Here is a 23,849-nt window from a genome sequence, read left to right as displayed (position 1 = left end):
CCGGAGTCAGCCGACGCTTTTGGCGGCTTTTTGATAAAACACGCTCAACGTGGTTTCACGCATGTAGGTCATCCACTGCTGGTCCATGCGCAGCAGAGAATCATGCATCGGACAGGGCGCGCCATGGCCGCACCAGTTCGGCCCAAACGGACACATAATCTGCGCATCACTGCGCTCAAATTCCTCGACGATATCCAAAAGCGAAATCTTGTCTGGGGTACGTTTTAGCCAGTAGCCGCCGCCTGGGCCGCGGGTGCCATCCACCAAACCGAGCGAGGACAAGATCGTCAGTACCTTGGCCACCACCGGCTGGGGCAACCCACGGCGCTCGGCGATTTCCTGCGAGCTGAGCTTGGTTTTGCCACCGTCGTAGACCTCGGCGAGCAAGCTCATCGCGGCAATGGCAGTCTGCGCAGTTTTACCAAAACGAATCATATAAATTACCGATTACAGGAAAATATCAGACGGGCGCGAGGTCGTTCACGCATTTTGTGTGTCCGCCACCACCCGACTATTAAGGTACAACTGGATGCGGCTGGCGCAGGATCGGCAGGGCGATTTTGAGCATCACCGTCAGAATCAGCAGCCCCCAGGCCCAGATGCCGGCCATGACCTGCCACTCCACCAGACTAGGAAAATATTCCACAATCTCGTGCAGCGTGGAGGGGATGAAGGCCGGCACGATCAGGCCCATGCCTTTCTCGATCCAAATCCCCACAAACGCCAGGACGCAGGCCAGCGTCAACCAAACGGGATGCCCGACCACGCCGGGACGCAGGAACATCACCGCTGAAGCCAGCCCCATGGCTACCGCACTCCAAATCCACGGAACCAAGGCGTTCGCCCCGTGCAGGCCGAAAAACAAATAGTGCACCGAGGCGGTGTGCGCCCCGCCCGAATACAGGTCGGTGAACAGCTCCGAGGCCACCATCAGCAGATTAATCAACAGGGTAACGCGCACGATGTTGACCAACACCTGCACCGGCCGCTCCGTCAGCCGCATGCCGCCGAAGCGCCGCAGCGCAAACAGTAGCACGATGATAAAGGCCGGCCCAGCGATGAACGCCGTCACCAAAAATCGCGGCGCCAGCAGCGCGGTATTCCACAGCGGTCGCCCGCCCAATCCGGAATAGAGGAAGGCGGTTACGGTGTGAATCGAGATGGCCCAAAAAATCGAGAGGTAGACAAACGGGACATACCACCTGGGATTGGGCCGCTCGCCGCGGAAGCGCATATAAAGCAGGTAGCCGCAGATGTGCAGGTTGAGCCCGAGGTAGCCGTTGAGCACCAGCACGTCCCAGGTGAGCATCGAGACGGGGAAATTAAACCGGCCGACGACGGGAAACATGTGCCAAAACCGCTCGGGGCGGCCCATGTCCACGACGACAAAACAGATGCTCATCACAATCGCGGCCACGGCCAACAATTCGCCTACAATGGTGAGGTCGTGCATCTCGTGGTCATGGTAAAGGTACGCCGGGATGACCATCATCACCCCGCCCGCCGCCAGACCGACCATGAAGGTGAAGTTGGCGATATACAGGCCCCAGGACACGTGGTCGCTCAGACCGGTGACGACCAAACCGTCGCGCACCTGCACCGCCCAGGCGTGCAGGCCGGTCAGGGCGAACGCGGTGAGCAGGATCATCCACGCGTAAAACCAGGCCGAGCCGTCGGTGGCGTCGCAGACCACTTTCCAGAGGAAGCGGCGGTAGCTGGTGGCATGAAACGCGAGGGTGTGGGGGCAGTGCGCAGGGACAACAGCGGGCGCGCTCGGAGCGAGGGCGCGGGCCTGCGTTTCGGGGCCGGAGGAGGGATTAGACATCGAAGAAGTAAAAAAAACTGGGTTGGGTGCCGACGTCCTCCTTGAGGACAAAGACACGTTTATTTTTCAGCACCCAGCGGATCTCCGACTCGGGATCGAGCAGGTTGCCAAACACCCGCGCGCCGGTCGGGCAGGCTTCGAGGCAGGCGGGCAGTTTACCCTGGCGGGAACGGTGCAGGCAGAAGGTGCATTTCTCCATCACGCCTTGGGGCCGCAGGCGGTTGGACAGGTAGCCTTGGTCGGGGTTGATCTCGGCTGCGGGCACCTCGGGCTTTTTCCAGTTAAACCGCCGCGCATGGTAGGGGCAGGCCGCCTCGCAATAACGGCAACCGATGCACCAGTTGTAATCCACCACCACAATCCCGTCGGCCTCTTTCCATGTCGCCTCGACCGGGCAAACCGAGACGCAGGGCGGCTTGTCGCACTGCTGACACTGCACGGGCATGTAGAACTTTTCCGCATCGGGCACGGCGTGGTCGTAGTTGACCCGCCCCTTGGCGAGATCGAGCGAGCCCTTTTGCATCTCCAGCACGCGAATGTAACTGTTGCCCGAGGGCCGGTCGTGGTTGTTCTCCACATGGCAGGCCTTGGCGCAGCGGCGGCAACCCACGCAGACCGACAGGTTGAGCGCGTAACCGAATTTCACGCCGGGCTGCGGGCGGTAGTCGCCGATGTGCACGTCGACCCCGGTCGCCTCCTTGGTTTCCTTCTCCATGCGCGCCATGACCACGCCGAGATCGAAGGGGGAGAGCTCCTTGTAGTGCTTTTGCAGATAATCGTCGATCGTGAGGTCTTCGGTCCACTGGGTGAGCGGGGCGATCGCTTGGGCGAAGGCCGCCGCGCCGAGGGTCGCGCCGATGGCTTTGAGGGCGGTGCGGCGGTTCATGCCGACACCGCCGCCGCTGCTGCCGCCACAACCGCAGGCTTCGGAATTGCCACTGCAGCGATGTTCGGAGCCGGCGTTGGCGTCGGAGGAGGGATCAGTGGGCGAGGAGTTACTCATGGGGGCGGTCCTAGTTTGAATGGGGAGCGTGCGCGGCCGGGTGCGACTGGGCGTCGCGGGCTTTTTGCTGAAGCGCACCGTCGTCTTTGGGGGCAAAAACCGGGGTCCATTGCGGGTATTTGGGCGCGTGCGGATCGTGGCAGTCGGTGCAGGTGTTGCGGGTGCGCGCGCCCTTGGTTTTATCCCAGTAGCCGGCCATGCCGCCGTGGGCACCGTTGAGGTAATCGCGGGCCTGCGGACCGTGGCACTGTTGGCAAAGTTTTTGCGCGTCGGCGAAGGCGAGCTTGCGGCCATCGGCGAGCCGCAGCGCGTCGTAATCCTGGCTGTGGTGGCAACTCAGGCAGCTCTGCCCGCCGTGAGCGTAAACGAGTCCCTGGTGAAACTCCGCCGGCACCGCCCCACCCGCGCCGGCACCGAGGTTGGGCGTTTTGGACGTGTGGCAGGTCATGCAGGCCACCCCGACCGCCTGGCCGTGGTGATCGACCGCTCCGGTGACGGCCACCTTCGGCTGATAACCCGCCGGTTGGTGCGACGGCACGGACGCAGGCGGAACGGTGCCCTTGGCGGGAGCTGCCCCGGAAGGGTCGGAGGAGGTCGATTGCGTGGCAGCGATCAGGGACGACGAGGGATGAGGCTCTTTAGCTCCCGGCTGCGGCGGTCTGGCCTGACCCAACAGCCACTGCCCGCCTGCCGCTGCGAGCACCAGGGCCCAAACCACCGGAGAAAGGATCAAACGACGCTTCATTGCCCCCAAGAAAGGCACAGCGTCGGCACATTTTCAAGACTAGATTGTCTTTTTTTCTTGATATGATCTATTCGCGCGCCCACGTTTGTCCTATGGATGCCACTGAAACGCCCGCGCCCGGCCTGAGTTCACTCATCATCACCCTCAGTGGTTTACCCGAACTGCGGGTGAGCGCGCTCCGCCAACTCTCGCAGTATGCGGCGCTGGAACTGGGCGAACTTCGCGGCCCGTGGCTGCCGGCGGTACTCAGTGCCGAGGACGCCTACGGGGCCTTCCGCGATCTTGAAGCGATACCCGGCGTCGAGTTGGTCGAGGTGGTTTTTGTCGAACTGCCCACCGCCGCCTAAGCCCACCGCCGCCAAAAACCGCCGGCCGCTCCGCCCCCCCCCCCTTGGGCCAATTACCCGCTTTAATTAAAAAAAACATGCACCGCCGCGAATTCCTCCGCACCACCGCCCTCGCCGCCGCCACCGCCGTGATCGCCCGCCGCCTCGGCGCGGCACCCGCCCCTGGGGAGCCGACCTTCGCCACCTCGCCATCGACGACGGTCACGGCGGACGGCGTGCGTTGGGACAAAGCGCCCTGCCGGTTCTGCGGTACCGGCTGCCACGTTCGCGTGGGCGTCAAAGACGGACGCGTCGTCGCCATTCAAGGCGATCCGCTGGCCGAGGTGAACAAGGGCCTGCTCTGCATGAAGGGTTACCATGTCGGCGGCATTCTTTACGGCAAAGACCGGCTCACCACCCCGCAGCTGCGCCGCAACGGGCGACTCGAAGACATTACCTGGGAGGAGGCCATCGACATCGTGGCCAAGCGCGTGATGAAAAACCCCGCCGGATTCGGCTTCTACGGCAGCGGGCAATGGACCATCCCCGAGGGTTACGCGGCGCAGAAGTTCATGAAGGCCGGTCTGGCCAACAACCACCTCGAGCCCAACGCCCGCCTGTGTATGGCCTCCGCGGTGACCGGCTACCTCTCGGTTTACGGCGTGGACGAGCCGGCCGGCTGTTACGACGACCTGGACGCCGCCGACGTGGGCATCCTGTGGGGCAACAACCCGGCCGAGATGCACCCGGTGCTGTTTTCTAGAATCATCGACCGGCGCACCCGCGGCGAGAAGGTCATGCTCATCGACATGGGCACGCGCCGCACCCGCACCACCGAATACGCGGACCATTACCTCGAATTCCGCCCCCAGACCGACCTAGCCATCGCCAACGGCATCGCCCACCTGCTGCTGGCCAACGGAACCTGGAACCAGGAGTTCGTGGAAAAACACTGTAACTTCCGCCAGGACACCGCGCCGGTCTCGCTCAACGGCCAGCCGATGACCTTTGCGGCTTACCGCGAGGCGCTCGCCCTCTACACCCCGGCCTACGTGGCAAAACTCTCCGGCGTGCCCGAGGAAAAAATACGCCTGCTGGGCGACCTCTTCGGCCGCCGCGACCTGCGCATCACCAGCCTGTGGTGCATGGGCATGAACCAGCACACCCGCGGTACCGCCATCAACCGCCTCGTCCACGGCATCCACCTGCTCTCCGGCCACTGGGGCCGCCCCGGCGACGCGCCCACCTCGCTCACCGGCCAACCCTCGGCCTGCGGCACCGCCCGCGAGGTCGGCACCCTGTGTCACGCCCTGCCCGGCGGCCTGCTCGTTGCCAATCCCGAGCACCGCGCCGAGTGCGAGGAGCTTTGGCATGTGCCTGCCGGCCGCATCAACCCCAAGCCCGGCTACCACACGGTGCAACTCTGGGAAAACTTCTGCACCCCCACCGACAAGGGCGGCGACATCCACACCATTTTTGTCCAGGTCACCAACCCCGGCCAGACCCTGCCCGACCTCGCCCGCACCTTTAACGGAAAAGCCAATCTCGCCGACAAGTTCCTCATCGTCTCCGACGTCTATCCCACCGCGACCACCGCGCTGGCCGACCTCATTTTACCCGCCGCCCTCTGGGTCGAAAAGAACGGCATCGTGGGCAATTCCGAGCGCCGCACCCAGCAGTGGTTCAAGCAGGTCGAGCCCCCGTGCCAGGCCCGCCCCGACGCCTGGATGACGCTCGCCCTCGCCCGCCGCCTGTTCGAACTCGGCCACCCCGGCATGAAGGACAAGGACGGGAAGTTTATCTTCACCTTCAAAAATGACGCCGGCCTGGAGGTGCCCGCCTGGGATTTCGCCCACTACTACGACATGAACACCGACCGCGCCCTGTTTGAGGAGTATCGGCGCTTCAGTTACCACAAACACAAGCACCTCGCCCCCTACGACGAGTTGGTCAAAGCCCGCGGCCTGCGCTGGCCGGTGGTCGAGCAGGCCGACGGCACGTTTAAGGAAACCCGCTTCCGCTTCATGGAATTCAGCGACCCGTTCGTCAAAAAGGGCGCGGGCATCCAGTTCTACCACTCGGTGACCAAGGACGACCGGGCGCTGATCTGGTTCAACCCCTACGAACCGGCCGCCGAGGAGCCGGATAACGATTACCCGTTCTGGCTCTGCACCGGTCGCGTGATCGAGCACTGGCACAGCGGCACGATGACGATGCGCGTGCCCCAGTTGCGCGGGTCGATGCCCAACGCCTACGTCGAACTCAACCCCGCCGACGCGGCGGCGGCCGGACTGGCCAACGGCGACGTAGCCATATTGGAAACCCGCCGCGGGCGCTTGGAGTTGCCGGTCTGGCTCAACGGCCGCAGCTCCCCCCCGCGCGGCTCGGTCTTCGTGCCGTTTTTCGATCAGAATTTCCTGATCAATAACATCACGCTGGGTGCGGTCGACCCGCTCTCCAAAGAGCCCGACTACAAAAAGTGTGCCGTGCGCATCCTGCGCCGCGCCTAAGTGTTCACGCCCACACCTGTGAAACCGGATACACCCAAGTCCCCCCTTCCCTCGCTCGGTCGCAAGCTCGCGGTCGTCGCCGCCGTGGTGGCCTTCACCACCGGCCTGAGCGGCTATTTTATGGGCCTGCGCCAGACCGACCGCGCGGCCGAACTCCGCCGTAACGCCGGCAGTGAAACACAAACCTCAAACTTAAAACCGTCCCCTTCGCCCGACGCCACTCCCGCAGCCCCAAACTACGCGGAGATGCGCGACCGCTCCCGGCAGCCCAACGCCTTCTGGAAAAGCGAACTGGCGCAACTGCCGCCCGCCCCCGCCTACACCGGTTCCAGCGCACCGCTCAGCCCAGAAGAGTTAACCGCCCTGATCGCCCGCCGCGAATCGCGCCGCGCCTTCGCAGGCGCCCCGCCCACCGTCCCGCATCCCATCGACCAGCACGCCTCCACCTCCTGCCTCGCCTGCCACGGCCAGCCTACGCGGATCGGCAAAATCGACGTCCCGCAGATCAGCCATCAGGCCTACACCAACTGCATCCAGTGCCACGCGCCCTCCGGCGGCCCCGGTCCTGCGCTGGCCGCTCCGCCCGCCGCGCTGGCCACGCCGGTTTTGGCCAACAACTTTGTCGGCCAACCCGCGCCACGCGGCGGCACCCGGGCCTTCGCGGGCGCGCCGCCAACCCTGCCCCACTCCAGGGCCATGCGAGAAAACTGCCTCAGTTGCCACGCACCCGGAGGCTCGAGCGCCTTTAAAACCAGCCATCCGCAGCGCCAAAATTGCCTGCAATGCCACGCCCTCGACGCCACCCGCGACACCCAACCCACGCCCTAAGCCCCCCGCCTCGTTCTCGTTCTCTTACTCTTAATCGTTCTCTTTCGTCAGTGGTTCGAACCAACAGCGATTCCAACTCAGCGAAGGAACACCTCATCCTAATAACCCAATGTCCGCCGCCCTCAATCGCCGCGAATTTTTGAGCCGCCTGCTACCGGCCTCACTACGCGAGCGCGGCGCCGACACTCCGCAGTCCACCACTTCGTTCGCCCCCCCGCCCATGACCACCCCCGCCACAGCCACCGCCGCCACGTCTTCATCCGAGCCCCTGCGGCTGCCCCCGCTCCAGCAGACCCTGCTCGACGTGGCCACCACCGACGCGCTGTTTCGCGACCTCGGAGCCTGCACCCGCATCCACGCGGTCATCCCCAAATACACCGACCGCCGCCACACCGGGGCCGAAACCATTTCGCTGGAAACCGCCCGCACCCGCCTGGCCGCCGGCCTGCTGCTCGGCGTGCAGATCCGTTACAGCTACGACGACCACACCTGGTGCGACACCCTGATCCGCCGCCCCAACGGGCTCACCCTCGTGCGTATCCGCGAAGCGGACATCGAGGCCACTGTCGTGCCCGCCCAGTTGTCCGCCGATTAAGAAAACATCACTCCCTTTTTACCACCTATGGCGTTCTCCGTCTTCCAACCCGACCAATGCGCCACCGTGCCCCTGGCGCCCCTCGCCACTCCCAGCACCGCGGGCATCACCAGCCGCACGCTACTCAAAACCACCGGCGGCAAGGCGGTGCTTTTCGCCTTCGACGCCGGCCAGGAATTGACCGAACACACCAACCCCAACCACGCCCTCATCCAGGTGCTCACCGGCAGCCTGCACCTCACCCTCGGCGGCCGTCCCGAGATTCTGTTACCCGGAGCCATCCTGCACATGCCCCCGCAACTCCCCCACGCCGTGCGCGCCGACGAGCCGACGACCTTCCTGCTCACCCTGCTCGCCCCCTGATCCCTCCTCTTTCTCGTTCCTCTTAATCGTTCTCTTTCTCCGACTCGTTCGCCCCCATTTTTCCACTAACCGCCAACACTTTCCTCCATGACCACCACCCTCCATCCCGCCCTTGCCTCCATTCCCGCCGCCGAGCTGCTCGACGCCCGCGATATTCCCTGCCGCACCAAGCACCCGCTCATTCTGGAGCGCGCCAACCAACTTGCCATCGGCGGGAGCTTTGTCCTGGTCAACGGCCACGCCCCCGAACCCCTGCGCTACCAATTCGCCGCCATCGCCCCCGGCTGCTTCCAATGGGATTACCTGGTCAACGAAGCCGACTTGGCCGCCGTTCGTATCTCGCGCATCTCCGCCAATCCCGCGAACCAACCCGAGCTCGCCGCCTCTGCGCTGCCCGGCGGCTGCGGCAGCCACGCCTGAGCCTCGCCCGATCAACCCGGCGAGTGGCGCGAGCATCGTTATGATGAAAAAGATCCTGCCCTCGCCGTTCATTTTCTCCGTGCCCTAAGCCACCTCGCTGCCAGCTTAGCCTTTTCTCCGCCATGACCGATCCCTTCGGACGCACCATCGATTACCTGCGCATCTCCGTCACCGACCGATGCAACGAGCGCTGCCTGTACTGCATGCCCGAAGGCTACAAGGGCTGGGCGCAACGCCCTGACCACCTCACCGCCGAGGAACTGATCCGCATCGCCGCCTCCGCCTCCCAGCTGGGCTTCCGCAAATTCCGCCTCACCGGCGGCGAACCGCTCCTGCGCTCCGATTTTGTTTCCATCGCCGCGGGGATTGCCGCGTTGCCCACCACGACCTCGCTGGGCCTGTCCACCAACGGCACCCGACTCGCCCCCGTCGCCCGCGAGCTCTGCGCCGCCGGCGTCACCGCGGTTAACGTGAGCCTCGACGCCCTTGACGCCGACACCTACCGCCGGGTCACCGGCGGCCGCCTCGCCGACGCGCTCGGCGGCATCGAAGCCGCCCTGGCCGCCGATTTTGAAGTGGTTAAACTCAACGTCGTTCTCATGCGCGGGGTGAACGAAGACCAGCTCGTGCCGCTGGTGCGTTTCGCCGCCGAGCACCGCATGCCGGTGCGGTTTATCGAGCTGATGCCGCTCACCCGCACCGACGTGTTGAGCCCGGCCAACTTCCTCTCCTGTGAAGACGCCCGTGCGCGCATCGAAGCCGAGCTCGGCCCGCTGGAAACGATGCTCGACTACCGTGCCGGCCACGGCCCCGCCCGCTACGCGCGTGCGGCCAACGGCGCGACGATCGGCTTCATCGGCGCGCTCACCGCCACAGATTTCTGCGGCACCTGTAACAAGTTGCGCCTCACCGCCGACGGCAAGATACGTCCCTGCCTGGGCCGTCACGGCGAGATCGACCTACTCGCGCCGCTCCGCGCCGGCCACGCTGACCTAAGCGCGCTGCTCACGGAAGCCATCGCCAACAAACCAGAAAACCACACCTTCCAAGCCGACTACGTCCCCGACCGCCCCATGACCGCCATCGGCGGCTGACCGATGACCGCCATCGGCGGCTCATCGGCAACCGACCGCCATCGGCGGCTCATCGGCAACCGACCGCCATCGACCGCTCATCGACAACCGGCCACCAAACGCACCCTCGTTTACCACAAATTCACCCACGTTCCGCCCGCAGCCCCCAATCCTAAGTGTCACCTATTAGGTGACACTTAACCGTTGGTCGTGGTGCTCAAGTTCCGCCACTCTCGTTTATGTCCACATTTTTCCCCCTAGGCGCGACGCCCCTTTTATTACTGCGGCCTTCTCCCCTCCACCCACTCAGGGGCCAAACCAAAGTGTCACCTAATAGGTGACACTTTGGTTTGAGCCCCCCCCCCGGGGGCCGCAGCGACTCAACCCACGACGCTTCACACCATGCACATGCTCTATTTTGCTCACGCCCGCCGGGCCACCGGCTGCTCCTTGGAAGAAATTCCGCTCACTTCGCCGCTGACGGTCTCATCGCTTTGGGATCTGCTGGTGCAACGTCACCCCGAACTCGCTGCCCTGCGCGAGGTCTCCCGCCTGGCCCGTGGCGACGATTTCCTGCCTGCCGACGCCATCCTGGCCCCCGCCGACGAAATCGCCGTCATCCCGCCGGTCTCGGGCGGTTAAATAAACGGTCCGACTTCCGACATGAGTGTTCAGAAGTGCTCATCAGTGGTTAACTCCTCCGCTTCTGGCCTCCGCCGTTCCCCGTGCACATCGAAATCCTGATTAACGACGCCGTCATTACCCCTCGTTGCAGTTGCCCGGATCCCCGCGTCGGAGCCTTGGCCGAATTCACCGGCACGGTGCGTGGCGAGGAAAACGGCGACCCCATCGGGGCGCTGGTTTACGAGGCCTATCAACCCATGGCCGAAACGGTGATGCGCCGCCTGCTCACCGAACTCGCCGCTGCGCACCCTTGTTTGGCGGTGCAGGTGCAGCACCGCATCGGGGTTATCCGCGTAGGCGAAGCCGCCATCCACATCGCTGTGCAGGCCCGGCACCGCGCCGAAGCCTTTGCGCTACTCGCCGCCTTCATGGATCGCCTCAAGGAGGATGTGCCCATCTGGAAAACCGACACGCTACCCACATGATCACCGTAGCCGAACTCTGGACACGCCTCGACGCCCTCGCTGCACCGCTGCCCAGCGAGCGCATTCCCCTGTCCGCCGCCCTCGGCCGCATCCTCGACGAGCCCATCCTCGCCCCCGAAGACCAACCGCCTTTTAACCGCTCCGCCATCGACGGCTACCTCGTCCACGCCGACCAACCCGCCGCAGTGATCACCCTCGTCGGCACCCTTCCCCCCGGATCCCCACCGCCGCCCTCCGCACCCGCCCTCGGCACCGCGTTACGCATCCTCACCGGCAGCGCCCTCCCACCCGAGTCCGCCGCCCTCGTCATGCAGGAAGATACCCGACCTGGCCCGGCCTCCGGCCAAATCGAACTGCTGCAACCGCCCTCGACCCGCCACGTCCGCCCCCGCGCCTCGCAGGCCCGCGCCGGCGACCGCCTGATCACCTCCGGCCAACGCCTGACTCCCGGAGCCCTCGCCCTGCTCGCCTCACTTGGCGTCACCCACCCACTCGTCCACCGCCGCGCCCGCGTCGCCCACCTTGTCACCGGCGGCGAACTCGTCGCCCCCGACGCCACTCCGCAGCCCGGCCAAATTCGCGATTCCAACTCCACCCTGATTGCCGCGCTTCTCGCCGAGGCCGGGGCCGACCTGTGTTGGCACCGCCGCGTGGCCGACTCCCGCACCACCACCGCCGACGCCCTCGCCGCAGCCCTCGCGTCCCCGGCCGACATTATTCTCATCAGTGGCGGCGCGAGTGTCGGCGATTACGACCACACGAGCTCACTGCTCGCTGAATTCGGCTTTAAACTACACTGCGATAAAGTCTCCAGCCGCCCCGGCAAACCCTTCATCGCCGCCTCCCGCGACGGCCGCCTCGCCTTTGGCCTGCCCGGCAATCCCCTGGCGCACTTCGTGTGTTTCCACCTGTTTGTGAAACGCGTGCTCGCCCTCCTCTCCGGTACCTCGCCGACCTACCTTGTCCGCGCCAAACTCGACGAATACGCGTGTCTTGAGGTCAACTCCCGCGAAACCTGGTGGCCCGCCTACTTTAACCACAGCAACACCCGAGGCGCCGCGCTCGTTGTCACCCCGCTTCCCTGGCGCGACTCCTCCGACCTGACCGTGCTGGCTTTGGCCGAGGCACTGGTTCGCATCCCCTCAGGCGGCACAAACGAACTTGAAGTCGAAGTCCTGCCCTGCCGTTAAAATCCCGCCCCCGCACCCATGAAAAAATTCTCCCACCTCGACGACACCGGCGCCGCCACGATGGTCGACGTCGGCACCAAGCCCCCGCAACTTCGCCGCGCAGTGGCCACCGGCGAACTGCGTTGCGAGCCCGCCACCATTCGCCTCCTCAAAAAGCAGGCGCTTCCCAAAGGCGACGTCCTAGCCTGCGCCCGCGTTGCCGGCATCATGGCCGCCAAACGCACCAGCGAACTCATCCCGCTCTGCCACCCGCTCGCTCTGGAAAAAGTCACCGTCGAGTTCGTGGTTAAAACCGACCGCATCCTCATCACCGCCGAAGCCCGTCTCACCGGCAAAACCGGGGTCGAAATGGAGGCCCTCACCGCCGTTTCCGTGGCGGCCCTGACGCTCTACGACATGATGAAAGCCGTGGACAAAACCATGGTCATTGGGGAAGTCCGCGTTACCACCAAAACCAAAACCGATCCGCAATCCGTTTTGCCCACGAAACACACGAAATGACACGAAAACCAAGCCCAGTATTCCGCTCCGACCATTTAGTGTCTTTTCGGGTGTTTCGTGGGCAATAATTCCATGCCTTCCTCACTCCGCATTGCCCGCGTCACCCTCAGCGACCGCGCCTCGGCTGGTGTTTACCCCGACCTGAGCGGCCCCGAAATTGAGCGTGTCCTTCGCGCCAGCTTCGGCGACGAACCCACGATTCTCGTCCGCCTCATTCCCGACGACCGCGAAGGGATCGCCACCACCCTGCGCGCCCTTTGTGACGACGAGCACTGCGACCTCGTAGTCACCACTGGTGGAACCGGCCCGGCGCCGCGCGACGTCACCCCTGAAGCCACCCGCGATGTGATCGTGCGCGAGTTACCCGGGTTCGGCGAAGCGATGCGCGCGGTGAGTTTCGCTAAAGTCCCCACGGCGATCCTCTCCCGCGCCACCGCCGGCACCCGAGGCCGCACGCTCATCGTCAATCTCCCCGGCAACCCCCGTGCCATCGGCGAATGCCTGCCCCCGCTCCTGCCCGCCATCCGCGAATGCATTAAGCATCTGCAAGGCGGTTAGCCCACGAAACCCTCGAAATGACACGAAAAGAAAAACCCTCCGATACTTCGCCCGCTTTCGTGTCATTTCGTGTGTTTCGTGGGCAATAAATCCGCGTCTTCCGCTGCCATGTTCCGCATCGAAAACCTGTATCTCTCCCCCGGCCACAACTACTTCGGCCACCACGACCAACCGGCGGGCGAGCATCCGGTCCTCGCCGTTCCTGAGCTCGAATGCGTGGCGGGTCGCGGTGTGCGCGGCGACCGGTTCTTCGACTACAAACCCGACTACAAGGGCCAGATCACTTTCTTCGCCGCCGAGATCTACGATGAGCTTTGCGCGTCGTTTCTCCCGCTCTCCGGCGCACACTTCGAGCCCTCGGCCTTTCGGCGCAACGTCATCACGCGCGGCGTCGATTTAAACTCCCTGATCGGCCAAACCTTCACCGTGCAAGGCATCACCTTCCTCGGCACCGGCGAGTGTTCGCCCTGCTACTGGATGGACCAGGCGTTTGCGCCCGGCACCGAAGCCGCGCTCAAGGGCCGCGGTGGTCTGCGCGCCAAAATCCTCACCGACGGTTGGCTTCGCTTAGTCAATTAACCGTGCCGTGATGCCACGCTCCCCCACGGCAATCCCCTTCAGCGCCGCGATCCTCGCTGGTGGGCGCTCCACGCGCATGGGCCGCGACAAGGCGTTTCTGCCAGCCCCAAACACCGGCATCCCCCTCATCGCGCACCAGGCCGCCTTGCTGCGCAGTCTAGGCACCGATGACCTGCTCATCTCAGGCAAAGCCGGTGTCGATTATGGCATACCGGGCGCCCGGGTGGTGACCGACGCGGTTGCGGACCGAGGTCCGTTGGGCGGGTTGGCTGCCGTCATTGCCGCTGCGCGACACACCCAGGTTTTAGTAATCGCGGTGGATTTACCCCACCTGACGGACGCCTACCTTAAAAAAATTATCGCCGCTGCTCATGGTAGCATCGGGGTCGTGCCCCAAGGCCCCGACGGCTTCGAGCCCCTGGTCGCCGTTTACCCCAAAGGTTTTCACCCCCTGATCGAGGCCGCCTTGGCTGCCGCCCGCCTCAGCCTGCAGCCCCTAATTCAGGCCGCGGTAACGGACTCTATTCTGCTCCCGCTCCCCATCGCCGAGCGCGAACGTCTACTGTTTACGAACTGGAACACGCCCATCGACCTGAACCGTTAACAACGGGACTTGGGGTGACCGAACGCGACCGGCTTTTGGATTGAAAAATCTTTTGTCTATCCTTTGCCAAAATCCGCGCATACCTTCCCGCATGGAAAAACTGAAATTTACCGACCTTGGTCTGTCCGCCGAGGTATTGAAGGCTGTGGATAAGATGGGTTTTGAAGAGGCTTCGCCGATTCAAACCGCAGTCATCCCCCTGCTCCTCTCCGGCCGCGACGTCGTCGGCCAATCCGCCACCGGCTCCGGTAAAACTGCCGCGTTCGGCATTCCCGCTGTCGAAAAGGTCGACGCCAAAAAGAAGGTCGTGCAGGTCCTCATCCTTTGCCCCACCCGCGAACTTGCCGTGCAGGTGGCCGAGGAGATCGCCAAACTCGCCTTCTACAAATCAGGCGTGCGCGAAGTGCCCATTTTCGGTGGCCAGCCCTACGAACGCCAGATCCGCGCCCTTGAGGCCGGCGCCCAGATCGTCATCGGCACCCCGGGTCGCGTCATGGACCACATGGAGCGCGGCACCCTCCGCCTGGATAACCTCAAAATGGTGATTCTCGACGAGTGCGACCGCATGCTCGACATGGGCTTCCGCGACGACATCGAGAAGATCCTTTCCGAGACTCCGGCCACGCGCCAATCGCTGTTTTTCTCGGCCACCATGCCGCCGGCCATCCAGGCGATGATCAAGCGATTCCTGCCCAACCCCGAGTGGGTCAAGATCGCCGCCCAAGCGCAAAACGCTCCCAAGGTGGACCAGGTTTATATCGAGATGGACCGTCGCTATAAAATCGACGTGCTCACCCGCCTGATCGACCTCCACGATTTCCGCTACGGCATCATTTTCTGCTCCACCAAAATCATGGTGGACGAGCTCGACGAGCACCTCCACGCCCGCGGCTACGCGACCGACCGCCTGCACGGCGACATCACCCAGGCCCAGCGCACCCGCGTGATGGACAAGTTCAAACGCCGTGGCTTCGAATTCCTCGTGGCGACCGACGTAGCCGCACGCGGCCTCGACGTGGACGACCTCGAGGTGGTGTTCAACTTCGACCTGCCCAACGACGCCGAGGATTACACCCATCGCGTGGGCCGCACCGGCCGCGCCGGTCGCGAGGGCAAGGCGTTCACCTTCGTCGCCGGCCGCGAGCTCTACGGTCTGCAAAACATGATTCACTACGGAAAGCTGAAGATCCGCCGTGAAAACGTCCCCTCGATCGACCAAGTCGAAGAGGCGCGCGAAAACGTGTTTTTTGAAAAAGTACGCGGTGTCCTTGATGCCGCCAAATACATCAAGCAGGACCGCTTCATCGACCGCCTGATGGAGCAAGGTTACCCGAGCACCGATGTGATCTCAGCCCTCCTCCACATGATGCACGGTGGCGACAAGCCCGAAGCGGCCCCCAAGGCCGCCGCCCCTGCCAAACCCGGTGCTGAGCGCAGCAGCGCCCGCCCCATCGCCGCGCCCGCCACCAAGCCGGCCGCCCACGTTGCGGCCCCCGCCTACGTGCCGGAACCGGCCCGCCCAGTGCCTCCCGCCTTCGCCAAGGTGGCCAACAAACCAAAACCCGCAGCCCCTGCCTCGGCTCGTGCCGAGGCTACCGCCCCCACCGAACCCACAGCTGAGGAGCGGGCGTTGTTCGAAAACGAGGGCGAGCCCGCCGAGCCACGCCCCAGCAAACAGAAGTTCCAGCGCCCCGCCCGCACCGGCCGCGAGCCCAACATGACCACGCTGTTCTTCAACGTCGGTCGCAAGCAACTGATCACCCCGGCCGACATCGTCGGTAAAATCGCCGGTGTCACCCGTCTGCCCGCCAACGTCGTCGGTTCGATGGATATCCACCAGCGCCATACGCTGGTCGATGTGAGTAACGAGCATGTCGCGCTGATCCTGCAGAAGCTTAAAGGCATCCGCGTTAAAAACATCGCGCTAGAACCGGCGATTGCGACCGATGCCGATCGTGCCGCTGAATAAGCGAACCTGCGCGAAAAGCGCATAAGGACCAAAAGGCCTCCGGTAACACGGGGGCCTTTTTATGCCCCGTTTCGGCGCATTAGGGCAGCTAAACAGGGTAAAGTTAAGGAATGCCGCGACTAATGATAGCTCGGTGTCACCCAAAGGTCACAGCGGGACCGTTGACAGATGGGGTCGGCTACCGCCTCACTACACCCCATATGGAGGCTGTGCTTGATCAACCGGTGTTGGTCCTCAATCGCCTGTGGCAGGCGGTGAATGTCATCGGCGCCCGACGCGCCTTTGCCCTGCTGTCGAGTGGCCACGCCAGTGTCATTCACCACCAGGAAGACGACTTCCGCGTCTTTAACCTGTTGGATTGGGTGGATTTTTCGCTGAGCAACCCTCCGCTTGAATTCATGGATCAGGTGCACACGCCGCGCTCCCTCATTCGCCTGCCGCGGGTGATCCTTCTGGCGCACTTTGACCGCTTGCCGAGTAAAGAACTCAAGCTCACGCGCACCAACGTCTTTGAGCGGGACAAGGAAACCTGCCAATACTGCGGCCGCATTTTTAAGCGCGAAGAACTCAACCTCGACCACGTCATCCCGCGCGATAAGGGCGGCAAGACCACCTGGGAAAACATCGTGTGCTCCTGCATCAAATGTAATTCCAGAAAAGCCAATCGCCTGCCGCACCAAGCGAACATGCGGCTCATCTGCAAACCAGTGCGCCCCAAGTGGAGGCCCGTGATCTCACTGGTGCTCGGGCACAAGGAACGCGAGCGCTGGAAGGACTTCCTCGATCTCGCCTACTGGAACGTCGAGCTGGAGGCCTGACCCGACCTGTCGGCGTTCGCCCGCCCTCCAGCGGTTCCGATTAACACGTTTCCATCGTGCGCGAAGAAATTGGCTTTCGCACCACTTGCGGGTCGCCGGCCCGCCAAAAATTTTAACACTCGCCGCCTTAACCCACGGCATCTCTCCTCCGGCACGCCCCATGCAAATCTTTCCCCGCAGCAAACTCCTCTTCATCGGCGACTCCATCACCGACGCCGGCCGCGATCCCTCTGGCGAAGCCACCCCGTGGGGCCAGACCGGCACCGGCCGTGGCTACGTTTCACTCATTGAGGGCTGGCTTGGCGCCACTCGCCCCGCCGACCAGATCCGCGTCGTCAACCGCGGCACCAGCGGCCACACCGCGCGCGACCTCGCGGCTCGCTGGCAGGCCGACGTGCTCGACCAGCGCCCCGACTGGCTCGCGGTGATGATCGGCATCAACGATGTTTGGCGCCAGTTCGACACACCGCTTCGCACCGATCTCCAGGTGCCGCTCGACGAATACACCCGTGTGCTCACCGCGCTCATCGAACAAACCCGCCCCTTGGTCAAAGGCCTCATCCTCGCCAGCCCCTACCTGATCGAGGGCAACCGCGCCGATCCGATGCGCCTCCGCATGGACGAATACGGTGCCGTCGTTCGCAAATTAGCGGCCCAGCACAACGCCCTCTTCATCGACACTCAGGCTGCCTTTGATGCGGTGCTCGTCCACACCCACCCGATGACGCTCGCCTGGGACCGTATTCACCCGAACACCACCGGCCACCTGATCCTTGCCCGCGCCTTCCTCTCCGCCATCGGCGCCGCCTGAACATGTCCGCCACCCGTCAACGCCTCGACGAACTGCTCGTCACCCGCGGCCTCGCCGACTCCCGCTCGCAAGCCAAGGCGTTGATCATGTCCGGCCGCGTGCTCCATGGCACCGCGCGTCTCGATAAACCTGGCAAGGAGTTCCCCGGTGACATCGAGCTCATCGTCGAACAACCGCCACGCTTCGTCTCCCGCGGCGGGGAAAAACTGCAGGGTTACATCGAGAAATTCGCCCTCGATCTGACGGGCGCACACGTGCTCGACGTCGGCGCCTCCACCGGCGGCTTTACCGACTGCGCGCTGCAACGCGGGGCCGTCGACGTGGTCTGCGTCGATGTCGGCCGCGCCCAACTCCACCCCAAACTTCGTGCTGACCCGCGCGTCACCAACCTGGAGAAAATCAACGCCCGCAACCTCCGCGCCGAAGATCTCCCGCGGCCCGATTACGACGTCATCGTGATGGACTTGTCGTTTATCTCGCTCAAGAGCGTGTTGCCCGCCGTCTGGCCGTTGTTGCGCACCGGCGGCACGTTGGTGGCACTAGTAAAACCCCAGTTCGAAGCCGGCAAAGCGGAAGTGGACAAAGGCCGGGGCATCATCCGCGACACCGCTGTTCAAGACGCCGTTTTGGCCGGCATTCAAGGCTTCGCCCTTGCTCAATTACCCGCCGCTCAACTCGTCGGCACCATGGATTCGCCCATCACCGGCACCGACGGCAACCGCGAGTTTTTACTCGGCCTGCGCAAAGTCGCTTAACCCATTCTTCCCATGCCCATGCCGCCCATCAGCAAGCTCGCCTTCGTGGTCAATGACCCCAAGCCCGGCGCCGCCGAGCTCGCCGAGGATCTGATGGCAATCGCCCGCGCCGCCGGCGTTGCGGTCATTTCTACCCGGGCGCACCCCGTGGCGGTCGATTTTCTTGCCGGCCAGGACGCCTGCTGCGTCATCGGCGGCGACGGCACGTTACTCGGTATCGCGGCCCAGGCCGCCCGCGCCGGCGTGCCCATCATTGGCGTCAACCGTGGCAACCTCGGTTTCCTCACCACGTTTTCCGCCGACAACATCCGCGAGAGCTTCCCCTCCCTGCTGGCCGGCGCTTTCCAGATTAACCACCGGTCGCTCCTTGCCTGTTCGATCAACGGCGGCCCGGTGGATCTGGCGCTCAACGACGTGCTCATCAAAGCCGAGGTCAACTCACGCATCGTCGGCCTCGAGGTCACCGCCGACGGCCAACTGGTGACCGACTACGATTGCGACGGTCTTATCTTTGCCACGCCCACCGGCTCGACCGCCTACAACCTCTCCGCCGGCGGCCCGATGGTTCATCCCTCAGCTGAAGTCATCGCGCTGACGCCGATCTGCCCGCACACGTTGAGCAACCGCTCCATCATCTTCCGTGCTGAGGTCCGGCTCGCGGTGCGCAACCTAAGCCCCGGCATCACCCTGCAAGTCACCGTGGATGGTCAGCGCGATTACCGCGTGAGCGGCAACCAAGTGATCACCATCACGCATGCCACCGAACGCCTGCCCCTGGTGCAACGCCGCGACCACGACCACTTCGCCGTGGTCCGCACCAAGCTCAAGTGGGCCGGCGGGGTCACCGAGCGCAACCGCTAGTGCGATCGGGACACGGAACACGCGCGCCCCACCAACTGCTGGGTTCGCCACGGGTTGCCTATTGACGCCGCCCCGACTCCTCCGCTTTTAATCACCCAAGGAATTCGGCTCCTGCCGATCGTCCGGCGACCGTTTCGCGGTCAACCGACCGCCACTTTCCGTTCCTTACATCGTAACCACTAATCCAACACCACCATGGGCAAAGGCGAAAACGCAAAGAAAGAGACCAAGAAACAGCCGCTGAAAACGGCTAAAGAAAAGAAAATCGAGAAGCGCGAAAAGAAAGCGAAGAGCTCCTGATAAAAAAACGCCGACTGAAAAGTCGGCGTTTTTTTGTGCCCTTAGAATCCGTTCGGCACGGGCTGCCTGCCCGGCTTATACCGCCTTCGGCCCCACCACCAACTGCGTGCGCTGGCTTCGGGTGAAGTGCTTTTGGGCAAACGCCTGCAAGTGCCCAATCGTCACCGCATCAATCAGCGCGTCGTAGGTCGCGGCATCGTCCGCCGGCAGGCCGTAGAGGGTATTCAAACCCGCATGCATGGCCCGCGCCCCGTTGGTTTGCAGTCCCATGCGCCGCCCTGCCTTGAGGCGCGTCTGACAGCGCAGCAGCTCGGTCGCGGTGACCGCCCCCGCCTGCACTCGGGCAATCTCGGCGTCGATCTCGACGAGCACGTCGTTAGCCGTGGCCGGAGCGGTGCCGGCGAGGAAGGTAAACATTCCGGCGTCCACACCCGTGATGCGGCTGGAGCGCACAAAGTACGCGAGCCCCTTTTCCTCGCGTACGCGCTCAAACAGGCGAGAGGACATGCCACTGAACAACTCGTCGGCCACCTCGCCGACATGGTAATCAGGCGCCAGCAAACCCGGTCCGGGAAACGCTTGAAATACGACCGCCTGCTCGCGCGGTTGCGTCTCCACAAAATCCCCCACCTCGCCGGGCGCGGTGAATACGGCTGTGCGTGCGGGCGCTTGCCCACGCGGCAGGCGGCGCAGGAACGCCTTCAGTTTTGGCCCCAGCACCTTCGGGTCGAAATCGCCGGCGGCCACCAGCACCACATTGCCGGCAACACACATGCGCTTCCACAGTGCCGCCAGATCGGCCGGCTTGAGCGCCTTCAACCCCTCGATGCTGCCGTGCGCATCAATCGCGAAGGGGTGCTCGCCAAAAAATTTCCGGCGCACGAGTTTGCGGCCCACCGTAACCACGTCGTCGGCGTCCTGTTGCAGGTCGGCGAGCTGCGCATCGCGCTCCACCTCGAAACTCGACTTGGCGAACGTCGGAGCGAGCACCGCGTCGGCCAAAACGTCCAACGCGCGACCGATGTCGCTGGGCAACACCTCGGCGGCGAGGCCGAAGCTGTTGTTACCCGAAAAGGGGTAAAACGAGCCGCCCACTTCCTCGATGAATTTGGCCACCTCGGCGGCCGTGCGCTTTTTGGTGTCCTTGGTGAGCAGCGTGGCCATGAGCGAGGTGGCCCCGCGCAGGTGGGCCGGCTCGTGCAACGGCCCGCCCTCGCACAACAGGCGCAGGTGCAGATTGGGCAGGCGCGGGTCGGGTCGCAGCAGCAACCGCGCGCCGTTGGGCAGGGCGTGCTCGGTGAAATCATCCGGCAGGCGGCCGGCGATTTTGGCACTCACCGCGACTGCTTCCGTTTGCTTCGGGCTGAGTGAAACCGCCGTGACCCGTTCAGGCGCGAGGTAGGTGCGCACCACGCGGCGAAGGTCGGCGCTGGTCACCCGGGCTAGGCGGGCGAAATAGGCCTTGGAGAAATCGAGGTCGCCCGCAACCACCTCGGCGGCACCGAGGCGCGAGGCCTGGCCGGAGATGGTTTTGCGCGTGTTGATTTCGCCGACGACGAGTTGGAGCAGGGCTTTGCGGATCTGCGCCGGAGCGAAGCCTTTCGCCCCCACGCGGTCGAGCTCGCGGCGCACCGCCGTAGTGGCGGCCTGGCGACGCGCCGGCTCGCACACAAAGGAGATGTAAAACAAGCCGGTCTCGCCGGGGTTCCAGCTGGTCGCGTCGATCGCGTGCACCAGGCGGGCCTTTTCACGCACCGCCTGCCACAGCACCGAGCTGTCGCCCTGGCCGAGCAATACGCCGAGCAGGTCGAGCACCGGCGCGTCGGCATGGGTGAGCCCAGGGATCTGCCACGAAAGACCGGCGCGGGTCAGCTCGACATCCTCCTGCCGGTGCAGGGCGCGCGGGGCGAGTTGCGCGGGCTCGGACAGCACGAGCACCGGCGCGAGTTTTACCCTCGGAGCCACGCCGAAGTGGGTCTCGACCAACGCGCGCACCTCCACCGGATCGACATCGCCGGCGACGACCACCACGAGGTTGTTGGGCACGTAACGGGCGCGGTAGTACGCGAGCAGGTCTTCGCGGGTCACGGCGGTGAACACGTCGCGGTAGCCGATAACCGGGTACCGATACGGGTGCTGGCGGAAAGCGGTGTCGAACAGGGCCTCGCCCAGGCGGTGGTCGGGGTCATCGTTGCCCATGGCGATCTCGCGAAGGATCACGTCCTTTTCACGCGTCACCTCGTCGGCGGGCAGCGTGGAATGCAGCACCGCGTCGGCGAGCACATCAATGGCGACCCCGACATGGTTGGACGGCAGATCGATGTAATAAACGGTGCGGTCAAACGTGGTGTAGGCGTTGATGTTGCCGCCGTGTTCCTGGACGGTGACGGAAATCTCGCGGCCGGCGCGGCGCTCGGTGCCCTTGAAAAGGAGGTGTTCTAAGTAGTGGGAAAGCCCCGCGCCCATCAACCCACCCTCGTGGATACTGCCGGTTTTCACCCACACCTGGACGGAGGCGACGGGAGCGGAGGTGTCGCGCTGGATGAGCAGCGTGAGGCCGTTTGCCAGGACGGTGCGCTCGGGCGGTTGTTTCCAAAACGCTTCAAGCAAACGAAGATCGGCGGCAAACGACGGGATAGATTTGGGCATGAATAAAAAAACGAAATAGTGGGGCGAAAACCGTGGTTACGGCTTCAATTCGCCCCGGTTGAAGCGGAAGACCGACTCACCTCCTCAAGTGGAGGAAAGTGGAGGGGAAGAGACCGAACCATCCCGGCGCGGATTTTGCGGCAGGAACGGCTTCACAAAGGCGTCCTCGAAGGTGTAGACCTCGGTAAAGTCCTCACGACGGTCGTTATCGGTCTTACTGAAAACGTTGTATTCGATCAGGTTAAACACCAACTCACCGAAATCCATGCAGCGGGTAATGCCCCAGGAGTTGAGCACCGTGATCGCCAAGGGGCCGTATTGATCAAGCGCGAAGGTGCGGATGCCCACCAGCAGCTCGGCGCCGGAAACATGCAGCGACTGCCGCGAGCGCTCGGCTTCGCGTTTTTTCAAGTCCTTCACCGCGAAATCAAGTCCTTCACGGATAAAGCTATACGCCTTCCGGTCGAAGCGGGCGTCCTCTTTGCAAATGAGGCTTACAATCTCGTTAAAATCCAGATCGGGCATGGTGGGATAGAGCTAGTGAGCATAGGGAACGGCGCTTCGCAATCTGCAACGAAAGATCCTCGGCCGGCACACCCAGCCTGGGATCCCGGAGGGGCGGCTTGATGGGCAACGCCCCCGTGATTAAGCCCGCTCAGGAGCCCAAACCAGCCTTGAATCCCACGCGCTAAGCCCGGAGCGTCCGCCCCATGGACAGCACGCACCCCGATTTCTGGGAAACCCGTTACCGCGCCGGCCGCACCCCGTGGGATTTCCAAGGCGTGCCTCCGGCGCTGGCTGATTTCCTTCGGCGCGGTTCGGCAACCAACGACTCAGGCAATCCGGCCAGGCCCGCCGGCGAAGCGAGCACCCCGCCCCCGAGCCCCCCGCTCCCCAGTCCCCTAGCCCCGCGCGTGCTGCTGCCGGGGTGCGGTTTCGGCTACGAAGTGGCGGCGTTTCATGCCCACGGCTGGCGGGCACAGGCGATCGATTTCGCGCCGGCGGCGGTCGAACTGGCGCGAGCTCAGCTCGGAGCGCTCGCGAACTGCGTGCGGCAGGCGGACTTTTTTGGCGAGACGCTCGACGGGCCCTACGACCTGATTTACGAGCGCACGTTTCTGTGCTCCATGCCGCTGGAGCGCAGAGCGGCCTACGCCAAACAAATGGCCCGGCTCCTGCGCCCCGGCGGCGTGCTGGCGGGCGTTTTTTTCTCCGCTACCGCCACCGATGACGGCCCGCCCTTCCCCATCGCACCGGAAGAAGCGCGCCAGTTATTCGCCGCTTTCGAGCTGATCGAGGATCGGCCGATACCCGCCGACCAGTCCCTGCCGCTTTTCGTCGGCCAGGAACGCTGGCAGATCTGGCGGCTGCGGGAGTGCTAATCGAGGCGAGCCCCCCGACTTCACCGGGCGGCGCGCATAGAATCATCTAAGCGGATTGGAAACACGCGGCAGTTG

26 protein-coding genes are annotated in these 23,849 nt (G+C 64.1%); 20 read left to right on the top strand and 6 right to left on the bottom strand.

Going from position 1 to position 23,849, the window contains the following annotated elements:
- Positions 1–6: 6 nt before the first annotated feature.
- The 4 genes from H2170_01780 to H2170_01765 all read right to left on the bottom strand — a co-directional run bounded on the left by H2170_01780 (position 7) and on the right by H2170_01765 (position 3,573).
- Positions 7–435, bottom strand: a complete 429-nt coding sequence (locus H2170_01780) for an Rrf2 family transcriptional regulator (protein MCS6298822.1) — start codon at positions 433–435, stop codon at positions 7–9.
- A gap of 79 nt (positions 436–514) precedes the next feature.
- Positions 515–1,825, bottom strand: coding sequence for a polysulfide reductase NrfD (nrfD, locus tag H2170_01775; protein MCS6298821.1), 1,311 nt, complete (start codon positions 1,823–1,825; stop codon positions 515–517).
- A complete protein-coding gene (locus H2170_01770) occupies positions 1,818–2,711 on the bottom strand; it encodes a 4Fe-4S dicluster domain-containing protein (GenBank protein ID MCS6298820.1) in 894 nt (297 codons plus the stop codon). The genes nrfD and H2170_01770 overlap by 8 nt, the downstream gene beginning before the upstream one ends.
- 127 nt (positions 2,712–2,838) lie before the next feature.
- On the bottom strand, positions 2,839–3,573 hold the full coding sequence (locus H2170_01765) for a hypothetical protein (protein MCS6298819.1): 735 nt from the start codon (positions 3,571–3,573) through the stop codon (positions 2,839–2,841).
- Positions 3,574–3,665: 92 nt separating this feature from the next.
- On the opposite strand from H2170_01765, the gene H2170_01760 reads away from it, so the two are divergent.
- The 19 genes from H2170_01760 to H2170_01670 all read left to right on the top strand — a co-directional run bounded on the left by H2170_01760 (position 3,666) and on the right by H2170_01670 (position 19,443).
- Positions 3,666–3,920 carry a hypothetical protein gene (locus H2170_01760; protein ID MCS6298818.1) on the top strand — a complete coding sequence of 85 codons (255 nt, stop codon included), beginning with the start codon at positions 3,666–3,668 and terminating at the stop codon, positions 3,918–3,920.
- A gap of 77 nt (positions 3,921–3,997) precedes the next feature.
- Complete coding sequence (locus tag H2170_01755; GenBank protein MCS6298817.1) at positions 3,998–6,409, top strand: molybdopterin-dependent oxidoreductase; 2,412 nt, start codon at positions 3,998–4,000, stop codon at positions 6,407–6,409.
- Positions 6,410–7,237, top strand: coding sequence for a hypothetical protein (locus tag H2170_01750; protein ID MCS6298816.1), 828 nt, complete (start codon positions 6,410–6,412; stop codon positions 7,235–7,237).
- Between the two features lie 109 nt (positions 7,238–7,346).
- Positions 7,347–7,832, top strand: a complete 486-nt coding sequence (locus H2170_01745) for a hypothetical protein (protein MCS6298815.1) — start codon at positions 7,347–7,349, stop codon at positions 7,830–7,832.
- A gap of 27 nt (positions 7,833–7,859) precedes the next feature.
- The gene (locus H2170_01740) at positions 7,860–8,195 is read left to right on the top strand and encodes a cupin domain-containing protein (GenBank protein ID MCS6298814.1); all 336 of its coding nucleotides are present in this window, start codon (positions 7,860–7,862) and stop codon (positions 8,193–8,195) included.
- An 87-nt stretch (positions 8,196–8,282) separates the two neighbouring features.
- Positions 8,283–8,615: a DUF2249 domain-containing protein gene (locus H2170_01735; protein ID MCS6298813.1), complete on the top strand. Its 333-nt coding sequence runs from the start codon at positions 8,283–8,285 to the stop codon at positions 8,613–8,615.
- Positions 8,616–8,737: 122 nt separating this feature from the next.
- Positions 8,738–9,709 (top strand): GTP 3',8-cyclase MoaA, encoded by a 972-nt coding sequence (moaA, locus tag H2170_01730; GenBank protein MCS6298812.1) that lies wholly within the window; start codon positions 8,738–8,740, stop codon positions 9,707–9,709.
- A gap of 381 nt (positions 9,710–10,090) precedes the next feature.
- A complete protein-coding gene (locus H2170_01725; protein MCS6298811.1) occupies positions 10,091–10,330 on the top strand; it encodes a MoaD/ThiS family protein in 240 nt (79 codons plus the stop codon).
- A gap of 83 nt (positions 10,331–10,413) precedes the next feature.
- The gene (locus H2170_01720) at positions 10,414–10,797 is read left to right on the top strand and encodes a molybdenum cofactor biosynthesis protein MoaE (protein ID MCS6298810.1); all 384 of its coding nucleotides are present in this window, start codon (positions 10,414–10,416) and stop codon (positions 10,795–10,797) included.
- Positions 10,794–11,987: a molybdopterin molybdotransferase MoeA gene (locus H2170_01715; GenBank protein ID MCS6298809.1), complete on the top strand. Its 1,194-nt coding sequence runs from the start codon at positions 10,794–10,796 to the stop codon at positions 11,985–11,987. The genes H2170_01720 and H2170_01715 overlap by 4 nt, the downstream gene beginning before the upstream one ends.
- An 18-nt stretch (positions 11,988–12,005) precedes the next feature.
- Positions 12,006–12,488 (top strand): cyclic pyranopterin monophosphate synthase MoaC, encoded by a 483-nt coding sequence (moaC, locus tag H2170_01710; protein MCS6298808.1) that lies wholly within the window; start codon positions 12,006–12,008, stop codon positions 12,486–12,488.
- 72 nt (positions 12,489–12,560) lie between these two features.
- Positions 12,561–13,046 carry a molybdopterin adenylyltransferase gene (mog, locus tag H2170_01705; protein MCS6298807.1) on the top strand — a complete coding sequence of 162 codons (486 nt, stop codon included), beginning with the start codon at positions 12,561–12,563 and terminating at the stop codon, positions 13,044–13,046.
- A 108-nt stretch (positions 13,047–13,154) separates the two neighbouring features.
- On the top strand, positions 13,155–13,625 hold the full coding sequence (locus H2170_01700; GenBank protein MCS6298806.1) for a molybdenum cofactor biosysynthesis protein: 471 nt from the start codon (positions 13,155–13,157) through the stop codon (positions 13,623–13,625).
- Positions 13,626–13,635: 10 nt separating this feature from the next.
- Complete coding sequence (locus tag H2170_01695) at positions 13,636–14,229, top strand: molybdenum cofactor guanylyltransferase (protein ID MCS6298805.1); 594 nt, start codon at positions 13,636–13,638, stop codon at positions 14,227–14,229.
- A 91-nt stretch (positions 14,230–14,320) separates the two neighbouring features.
- Positions 14,321–16,198 (top strand): DEAD/DEAH box helicase, encoded by a 1,878-nt coding sequence (locus tag H2170_01690; GenBank protein MCS6298804.1) that lies wholly within the window; start codon positions 14,321–14,323, stop codon positions 16,196–16,198.
- Positions 16,199–16,398: 200 nt separating this feature from the next.
- Complete coding sequence (locus H2170_01685) at positions 16,399–17,016, top strand: HNH endonuclease (protein ID MCS6298803.1); 618 nt, start codon at positions 16,399–16,401, stop codon at positions 17,014–17,016.
- Between the two features lie 160 nt (positions 17,017–17,176).
- Positions 17,177–17,827 carry an SGNH/GDSL hydrolase family protein gene (locus H2170_01680; GenBank protein ID MCS6298802.1) on the top strand — a complete coding sequence of 217 codons (651 nt, stop codon included), beginning with the start codon at positions 17,177–17,179 and terminating at the stop codon, positions 17,825–17,827.
- Positions 17,828–17,829: 2 nt separating this feature from the next.
- The gene (locus H2170_01675; GenBank protein MCS6298801.1) at positions 17,830–18,582 is read left to right on the top strand and encodes a TlyA family RNA methyltransferase; all 753 of its coding nucleotides are present in this window, start codon (positions 17,830–17,832) and stop codon (positions 18,580–18,582) included.
- Positions 18,583–18,600: 18 nt separating this feature from the next.
- Entirely contained in the window at positions 18,601–19,443 is an 843-nt protein-coding gene (locus H2170_01670; protein MCS6298800.1) for an NAD(+)/NADH kinase, read from the top strand.
- A 375-nt stretch (positions 19,444–19,818) separates the two neighbouring features.
- On the opposite strand, the gene H2170_01665 is transcribed toward H2170_01670, so the two are convergent.
- Entirely contained in the window at positions 19,819–22,392 is a 2,574-nt protein-coding gene (locus tag H2170_01665; GenBank protein ID MCS6298799.1) for an insulinase family protein, read from the bottom strand.
- Positions 22,393–22,476: 84 nt separating this feature from the next.
- On the bottom strand, positions 22,477–22,917 hold the full coding sequence (locus tag H2170_01660) for a hypothetical protein (GenBank protein MCS6298798.1): 441 nt from the start codon (positions 22,915–22,917) through the stop codon (positions 22,477–22,479).
- A gap of 185 nt (positions 22,918–23,102) precedes the next feature.
- Here H2170_01660 and H2170_01655 point away from each other — a divergent pair, with 185 nt between their 5' ends.
- Positions 23,103–23,774, top strand: a complete 672-nt coding sequence (locus tag H2170_01655) for a methyltransferase domain-containing protein (GenBank protein MCS6298797.1) — start codon at positions 23,103–23,105, stop codon at positions 23,772–23,774.
- Positions 23,775–23,849: the final 75 nt, after the last annotated feature.

Source organism: Opitutus sp., assembly GCA_024998815.1.
In the GTDB taxonomy this organism is placed as follows: Bacteria; Verrucomicrobiota; Verrucomicrobiia; order Opitutales; family Opitutaceae; genus Rariglobus.
The sequence above is the reverse complement of the archived record's forward strand: the minus strand, read 5'-3'. Positions and strand labels throughout refer to the sequence as shown.